Below are 4,849 nucleotides of genomic sequence, written 5' to 3'. Positions count from 1 at the left end.
ACCTTGTCCTGGTTCTTCAGGACGAGGCGAAGGCGGGTTGCGCAGTGTGCGGCTGCAAGAATGTTGCCGACGCCACCGACGTCCTTCAGCACGCGCTGTGCCACTGACTTGTGGTCCACGCTCGCTCTCCTTTGTTTGGAGCACCACCGGATGATGCTTTGTGAATGAGTTGGGGCGATATGTCTGTGTGTGCATGTCATGCATATGTCATACGTTTGACATATCGAATGTAAAACATGGTATCACGGGAAAGTTCTTAAAAGCGAGAGCCCACCCTCCACACGGAGAGTAGGCTTTTATGCTTATGCAATAGCCAGCAATATCTCTTCACGCTATTTTTCTAAAGACAAATCATTATCCTCCCATATTTTTACTGTCTCCAACCTAGGTCTCTGTTAGAATAGAGACATCAATTTACACGGAGGTGCAACGATGCGTCATATTTTTAAGGTACTTGCTACACTCGGATTTTTTATTGGTATCTGCATATCGCCAGCTCAAGCGGTATGGATTCCTCCCACTACGTGGAACGACGTACGTTCCACTCAGTACCACATGGGCTATAACTTGGGGCCTGGCCGAGGATGGGTTCTTAGTGGCGGTTACAGCGCCTGTATGGACCGTTATGGGTACATCTCTCACTACGGAGTGTACAAAATTACTTTTGTCCAACGGTATGTTGTAGGTAGTGCAGATATTGTAGGTTTTCCACCACGCAACTACACTTGTACTCTTTACTACAACGGCAATGGGTCTGGCCATATGACTGCCCCCAGCAGGTACGAATAAGCATATACATATAAAAAGATGGGGCGGTACCGATGTTATCGGTACCACCCTATCTTATTTTGTTGCTTAGTCTTAGAGGCGGCCGTACTCCAGGGACAGCACCTCGCCACCGGTCAGGCGGACGCGGCGCTTATCGCCCTTGAAGAAGGTGCGAGCGGTCATAACCTCAGCGCCCATGGAGGCAACCAGCTTGCCACCCACGTACAGTTCGGTAGCCGAACCGTCCACAAGCAGGTCAAACTCGCGAATCTTCGAACGCTTCAGGGTTCGACGGCGCAGGCTACCACCCTCGGTGTAGCGGGTACCGCCACGGTCCATCTGCACAAAGTCCTTATCCAGAACGATGCTCAGTGCCACGCCGTGAGTGTCCTTAATCTTCAGCTTCACGCGCTCATCAGAGACGTTCACGCGGCCACGCAGACGGAAGGTCAGGGCGTTCTTCAGCTCCACGAGCTTGCCCTTCTCCTCCTCACGGTACAGCGGGTTCATCTCCATCGCGTCATTGAGCTGCGGCACCGGGCGCTGGAAAATCTTGCCGTTGCGCAGGTGCAGCTCACGCGGGTAGGTGAACATGTGCACCCAGCGGTGGCTCCACGAGGGCAGGTCGTCCTGATCAGCGTTACCCAGCCACGCGATCATCACCGGGGCGTCGCCGCATACATCGTGCGGTGCCTTCGGGTCAGCGGTCAGGCCGGTACCGGAGATGGTCTGCGGGGCGTAGAACTCGAAACCTGCATCCAGCTCGGTAAAGGGGGTCTCCACGGTGAACTTGAGGGTCTCGTTATCCAGCGAACCAACAATGTAGCCGCTCTGGAAAATGTTGTTGTATTTCTCGCCGAGGGGCTGCATGCCCTGCGGGCTGAAAATCAGCACGTCGCGGATTTCGCCGGTCAGCTCATCGCGCATGCTCAGCAGGGAGGGGCACTCGTACATGTAGGTGCCCTTGAGGGTCTTATCCTTGATGCCCAACTCACCGCGGAAAGTCCACTCGCGGCGGTCCTTGGAGGTGTACACGACCACGGCGCCGGTCAGGTCCTCACGCTGAGCGCCAATGACCATCCACCATTCGCCGTTACGCTCGAAGACGTGCGGGTCGCGGTAGTGCGCGGTGTAGCCCTTCGCGGGGCCGGAAATCAGCGGGGGCAGCTGACGGGTCGGCTTCGCATCCTCACCTGCGGTAGCAAGAATCTGGTAGGTTTCGCGGTTGCCTTCTTCGTCCTTCACGTTACCGGTGTAGAAGAACTCAAAACCGCCGGGAACCTTAATGCCGGAGCCGGAGTAGCAGCCGTGCGAATCGTAGCGGCTATCGGGAACCAGCGCGGTACCCTCATCGGTCCAGTGGGTCAGGTCCTCACTGACGGCGTGGCGCCAGTAAACCATACGCTCCGGGTGCAGGGGCGAGTACTGGTAGAAGGCGTGGTAGCGCTTGCCGTCGAAGACCAGGCCGTTCGGGTCGTTCAGACGGCCCACGGGAGGTGCCAGGTGCAGAGCCGGGTAGTCGCGGTCTTCACGAACACCGGCACCGAAAGCGTCCAGGATCTGCTGTGCTTCAGCCGCCAAGTCGCGGGCGGGTCGCTCGGTTGCGCTCTTCTTCTTTTTCTTCTGCTCGCTCATGTCTATCCGCTTTCGTGCAAAGGAATGTCTGGGTTGTCTCATCCCATCATACGGCACCTCTCCCCCATTGCCGGGCTCCAGGAGAGAGGAACCACAGTGCTCTCAGCCTCTCTCATCCGAGGCACAGGGCGGCCACAGCGGCTTATACCGCCACCTGCCGATTATGTGGCGCATGCCCCGTTTGCTACAGGAGAAAAGAGCGGGCACGACGAAGCCCCGAACCTCCCCCAGTCTTCATACCGGAGTAGGTGCGGGGCCGTTAAATGCCGCGAGGCGGCGCATCCGATGGATGCACCGCCCGCGTAAGAATCGAGAAGAAGTCGATTACTTGAGGGTGATGGTTGCGCCAGCAGCCTCGAGCTGCTCCTTAGCCTTCTCAGCGTCTTCCTTGGAAACGCCCTCGAGCAGAGCCTTGGGAGCGCTGTCAACCAGGTCCTTTGCTTCCTTCAGGCCGAGGGAGGTCAGGGCACGAACTTCCTTGATCACTGCGATCTTCTTGTCGCCAGCGGACTCCAGGATAACGTCGAACTCGGACTTCTCTTCAGCAGCCTCGCCTGCTGCGCCGCCTGCTACAACTGCAACGGGAGCAGCTGCGGTGACGTCGAACTCTTCCTCGAATGCCTTGACGAACTCGGAAACCTCAACGAGGGACAGTTCCTTGAATGCTGCAATGAGTTCTTCGATGGACAGCTTAGCCATTGTTTGGCTCCTTCACTATCTGGTGCGGGCTGACGCCCGCGGTGTAAAACTTCAGTACCTACCCCGAAAGGGTCGGTCAAATTTAGGATGCGTTACACGCTATTCGCGTTCACGCTGCTGAGTATCTCAGCGCTGGTGCAGTAGCACGAAAGGGGCTTATGCCTCTTCCGAAGCTTCCTCGGCAGCAGCGGGAGCTGCGCCTTCCTGCTCCTCCAGCTTGACGCGCAGTGCGTCTGCAACCTGTGCGATGCGTGCGATGGCTGCCTTTGCGCCACCTGCAACCTTGGACAGCAGAACCTCGCGGGATTCCAGGTCAGCGTAGCGCTTGACGTCGTCCTCGGTCAGAGCGGCACCTTCGTAGTAACCGTTCTTCACGATCAGCTGGGGGTTAGCCTTGGCAAAGTCACGCAGGCCCTTAGCAGCATCAATCAGGTCGCCCTTGATGAATGCCAGTGCGGAGGGACCCTGGAGGTGGCCTTCGAATGCGTCGATGCCAGCTTCCTTAGCTGCGATAGCAGCCAGCGTGTTCTTCACCACGGCGTATTCGGTCTCTGCACCGAGTGCGCGGCGCAGCTCCTTGAGCTGTGCAACAGTGAGACCGCGGTATTCGGTCAGGATGACTGCGTTCGAAGCTTCGAAGAGTTCCTTCAGCTCGGATACTGCAGCGATCTTTTCCTGAGTCGCCATGGTAGTTCCTTCTTCCGATTCTTGTAAGGTCGCCGGTAGAGCCTCGAAGCACTTATTGCAAGCAATAAAAAATGCCCCGACGCGTAGGCGTACGAGGCACGATAGACGGCACCCTACATGAGGGCAACGGCTATTCACTTCGAGTTACCTACGCGGGCGGCAATTTCTAGTGAAATCTGCTCTTATCAGAACTCTGTTCTTCGTCTCCATCGAGGTGGCGATAAAGGACATAGTTCTAGACCGGCGGTCTTTGGTTCATTTATCATCTCAGGTTAAAGCCCGAGTCGCAAGTTAAAAACGTGATTAAGCGGGGTTAATCACTTAAAGCCCCTCTTTAAGTCGATTAACCCGCGCTTTCTCCCCTCTGAAAGGCCCGGCGCACTCTGCTTTAGAGGTAAAAACGCTTTCCGTCCGAGAACAAGAAACACCGCTCAGCAACCACACCCAGGTGCACCCGCTCCCCCACGTTTAGGGAGGCGGTGCCCTGCGCATCCGGGATAAAGAACTCAAGCTCCTGACCCGCACGCACTCGGGCATACATTTGGGTGCTCAGCTCCGTTTCCACTGAAGCTCGCGGGGATTTCAGCGGTAGGGAAACCGCATCCAGCAGACGCCCGCGGTACAGCATGCCACCGACCAGGTGACGGCAGCCGAGAACCTGCACCGGCAGGGGGTGAGCAGCATCTGCCGCCACGGGGTGCAAAGCAGTCGCACGAATCGCAAGCTCACACCCGGCAGGAAGAAACTCCGAGTCCTCAAGCTCCAATAGGTTCAGCGCGGGAGCCGCCAAAAGCTTCGCCACCTGCAGAGTATGCGGATGCGCCAGCAGACGCTCCGGATTATCAACCTGCACCAGGTAACCGGAATCCATCACCGCGACCCGCTGCCCCAGCATGAGCGCCTCATTCTGATCGTGGGTCACGTACAGGCCCGTAAAACCGTAGCGCTCGTGCAGACGCACAATATCCGCACGGATACTCGCGCTCATCTCCTCATCCACGCTCGCCAGCGGCTCATCAAAAAGCACCACCGGAGCACGACGAATCAAAGCACGCGCAAT

The 4,849-nt window shown here is 57.2% G+C and carries 4 protein-coding genes and 1 pseudogene; all 5 read right to left on the bottom strand.

What is annotated here, in order from left to right; all coding sequences use genetic code 11:
* Positions 1-200 (bottom strand): PTS transporter subunit EIIB (locus tag O3648_RS08070; RefSeq protein ID WP_371569504.1); only part of this gene is annotated, 200 nt, incomplete at its 3' end.
* Positions 201-861: 661 nt separating this feature from the next.
* Positions 862-2,403: a glycoside hydrolase family 32 protein gene (locus O3648_RS08065; RefSeq protein WP_279754863.1), complete on the bottom strand. Its 1,542-nt coding sequence runs from the start codon at positions 2,401-2,403 to the stop codon at positions 862-864.
* Between the two features lie 324 nt (positions 2,404-2,727).
* On the bottom strand, positions 2,728-3,102 hold the full coding sequence (gene rplL, locus O3648_RS08060) for a 50S ribosomal protein L7/L12 (protein WP_005504884.1): 375 nt from the start codon (positions 3,100-3,102) through the stop codon (positions 2,728-2,730).
* 156 nt (positions 3,103-3,258) lie between these two features.
* Positions 3,259-3,789 carry a 50S ribosomal protein L10 gene (rplJ, locus tag O3648_RS08055; protein WP_049338065.1) on the bottom strand — a complete coding sequence of 177 codons (531 nt, stop codon included), beginning with the start codon at positions 3,787-3,789 and terminating at the stop codon, positions 3,259-3,261.
* Between the two features lie 388 nt (positions 3,790-4,177).
* A pseudogene (locus O3648_RS08050) lies at positions 4,178-4,849 on the bottom strand (ABC transporter ATP-binding protein); the annotation flags it as partial.

Source organism: Rothia sp. 27098_8_161, from assembly GCF_041432905.1.
Lineage (GTDB): Bacteria > Actinomycetota > Actinomycetes > Actinomycetales > Micrococcaceae > Rothia.
Note: the sequence above shows the minus strand (reverse complement) of the source record. Positions and strands in the feature narration are given on the sequence as shown.